Genomic DNA, 2,760 nt, shown 5'->3' on the forward strand with positions numbered 1-2,760 from the left:
CCCCGTCCCCCGTGCCTCCCTTGTCCAGCGACACGCCCACTCGACCCTGCCCCTCCCTGACGACGTCTCGGCGCCACACAGGGTATGACCTGCGCGTTCACCGAGATCGCCCAGGGTGGGCCGGGGTCAGTCGAGGCAGAACTCGTTGCCCTCGGGGTCGGTCATCACGATGTGGCCGCCGCTCATCGGCGGGGCGGGCTCGAAGCGGCGCACCCGCTTCGCCCCGAGCCCGACGAGCCGGTCGCACTCGGCCTCGAGGGCCGCCATCCGCTCGTCCCCCTGAAGCCCGGGAGCGGCACGGACGTCGAGGTGGACGCGGTTCTTGGCGACCTTGTCCTCGGGCACCTGCTGGAAGAACACGCGGGGACCCTCGCCGTCCGGGTCCTCGATGGCCGACCGCGTGTTGCGCTGCTCCTCCGGTACGCCGATCCGCGCGAGGAACTCGTCCCAGGCGGCCAGCGGATCGGCGCCCTCGGGCAGCTCCACTCCGGGCGGCCCGGGGTGGACGTATCCCAACGCGTCGCGCCAGAAGGACGAAAGGGCCCGGGGGTCGTGGGCGTCGAAGGTGACCTGGAAATGACGGCTCATTCGTACGTCTCCGTTCGTAGCGGGTTCGCGAAGCGACCGTACCGAAGGCCACTGACAACGGTCCGGCGGAACACCGGCCCGAGCCCGGGGGAACACCGGCCCGAGCCCGGCGGAACACCCGGCCCGAGCGCCGCGTCCGAATTGCGCCAGCGGTACGGTGCCGCCCCGCGCGACCCTGACGGCATGAACACGTACTTCGCCCGGCCCATCGCCCCCTCCGCCCTCGCCAGGCTCCGCGTCACCGACGACGCCGGCCGCGCCTGCGTGCCGTACACCGACACCGACGGCGGCCACCCCCTCCGCTGCTGTCTGCGGCCCTCCGCCTCCGGCGAGCGGATCGCCCTCGTCTCGTACGCGCCGCTCCGCCGCTGGGCCGCCGAGACGGGTGCCGCGCCGGGCGCGTACGACGAGCAGGGCCCCGTCTTCGTCCACGCCGAGGACTGCGGCGGGCCCGCGCCCTCGGAGGAGTACCCCTTCTCCCGTACCGGCGCGCTCCGTACCCTCCGTCGCTACGACACGGCCGGCCGGATCGTCGGGGGCCGGCTCCTGGAGCTCCCCGAGATCCCCGCCGAGGGCTTCGACAAGGCGCTCGCCGAGGCCTTCGCCGACCCGGCCGTCGCCCTCGTGCACGTCCGGGCCGTCGAGTACGGCTGCTTCCACTTCGAGGTCCGGCGCCCCTGAGGACTACTTTCCGGCGGTGTCGCACAGCGCACGGTCGACGAGGGCACTGGCGGCCTTCTGCTGCCGGATCGTCTTGTCCAGGTCGTTGAAGCTGGTGGTCAGGGAGACGGTGACGGTGCGGCGGCCGTCACCGGTGGCGCCGTCGAGGGTGATGTAGCCGGCCTCGCCCCCTTCGTGGCTCCAGTAGCTGCCGCCGCAGCTCAGGGGGCGCTCGACCAGGCCGAGGCCGTAGCGTCCGCCGGGCCAGAACACCTCGAACTCCTTGGGGACCGGGACGGTGTGCCTCATCTCGGCCAGGCGCGCCTCCGACAGCAGCTCGCCGCCGAGCAGTCCCCGGAAGAAGCGGTTGACGTCCGCCGTGGTGGAGACGTATCCGCCGAGGTCGGGGACGAGCTGCTCGGTGACGTCGATCCGTTCGCCCGAGGTGAAGACCTGGTAGCCGTCGGCGTGCGGGCGGCGGAGGGTGGGCGTGTCGCCCGACAGGTACGTGTGGTGCATGCCGAGCGGTTTCAGGATCCGGGCCTCGACCGCCTCCTGCCAGGGGCGGCCGGTGACCTTGTCGACGATCATGCCGAGGACGACGTAGCCGGTGTTGGAGTAGCCCCAGCCGGTGCCGGGCTCGAAGTCCGGGTGGTGCTTCATCGCCCGGGCGACGATCTGTTCGGGGGTGTAGGTGTCGTAGCGGTGCCGGTAGTACTGCTGCGGGGTGTCGAAGCCGGGAAGGTCGTCGTGGAGGCCGCTGGTGTTCTGCAGCAGCTGACGGACGGTCACCTTCCGTCCGTCGTTGCCGTTCCCGTCGATCAGACCGGGCAGCCTGCGGTCCACCGTGTCGTCCAGGGACAGCCTGCCCTCGTCGACCAGCCGCAGGATCACCGTGGCCATGAGCGCCTTGCCGGTGCTGGCGATCCGGAAGTGGCCGTCGCGGGGTACGGGGCGGTTCGTGCCGACCGCGGCGACGCCCGCGGTGGCGACCAGATCCCGGCCGGAGGCGGTGGTCACCCGCGCCTGGACGCCGGTGATCCCAAGGGCCCGGAGGGCATCGGTGTCCCGGCGCAGGTCGTCCTGCCGGTAGCCGGAGGCGGACGGCGCGGACGCGCCGTTCGAGGACTGGACGGTCGTGGCCACGCCCACGGTGCCGAGTGCGGCCGTCGCCGCGACGGCCAGCCACTTCCGGCGGATCCGGCGATGACGGGGCCGAGACGGGTGACGCTGCGGCGCGGAGGCCGGGGTGGTGGATTTCATGCGTTCCACGCTAGGAAGGCGTCGAGTCACACGTCGCTACCGCGGACGGCCGGTTGCGACCTACAGGTGGCTGTAATGCCGCCCGGGCCGCCCGGCACGTACCGTGGCGCTTCCGAGGGCCGTCTCCGGTCCCGTACGACGAGCGAAGGCGGACCCGTGCACGGCGTGATCGGCGAGGCCCGCGCACGGTCGGTCGAGACCGGGCGCTGCGGGCGCTATCTGCTCGGCACCCTGCTGACCGCGGCGGTG

Annotated in this window: 3 protein-coding genes; 1 reads left to right on the plus strand and 2 read right to left on the minus strand. The window is 72.6% G+C overall.

The features are described 5' to 3' along the window. Positions 1 to 126 precede the first annotated feature (126 nt). Positions 127 to 588 (minus strand): VOC family protein, encoded by a 462-nt coding sequence (locus CCN56_RS31470; RefSeq protein ID WP_086831312.1) that lies wholly within the window; start codon positions 586 to 588, stop codon positions 127 to 129. A 183-nt stretch (positions 589 to 771) separates the two neighbouring features. On the opposite strand from CCN56_RS31470, the gene CCN56_RS31475 reads away from it, so the two are divergent. Further along, positions 772 to 1,269 carry a DUF1203 domain-containing protein gene (locus CCN56_RS31475; protein WP_086831314.1) on the plus strand — a complete coding sequence of 166 codons (498 nt, stop codon included), beginning with the start codon at positions 772 to 774 and terminating at the stop codon, positions 1,267 to 1,269. A 3-nt stretch (positions 1,270 to 1,272) separates the two neighbouring features. Here CCN56_RS31475 and CCN56_RS31480 read toward each other — a convergent pair whose 3' ends face one another. Further along, entirely contained in the window at positions 1,273 to 2,511 is a 1,239-nt protein-coding gene (locus tag CCN56_RS31480; protein ID WP_086831313.1) for a serine hydrolase, read from the minus strand. Positions 2,512 to 2,760 lie beyond the last annotated feature (249 nt).

Origin of the sequence: Streptomyces sp. NRRL B-24572 (assembly GCF_002156145.1) — a bacterium.
GTDB lineage: Bacteria > Actinomycetota > Actinomycetes > Streptomycetales > Streptomycetaceae > Streptomyces > Streptomyces vietnamensis.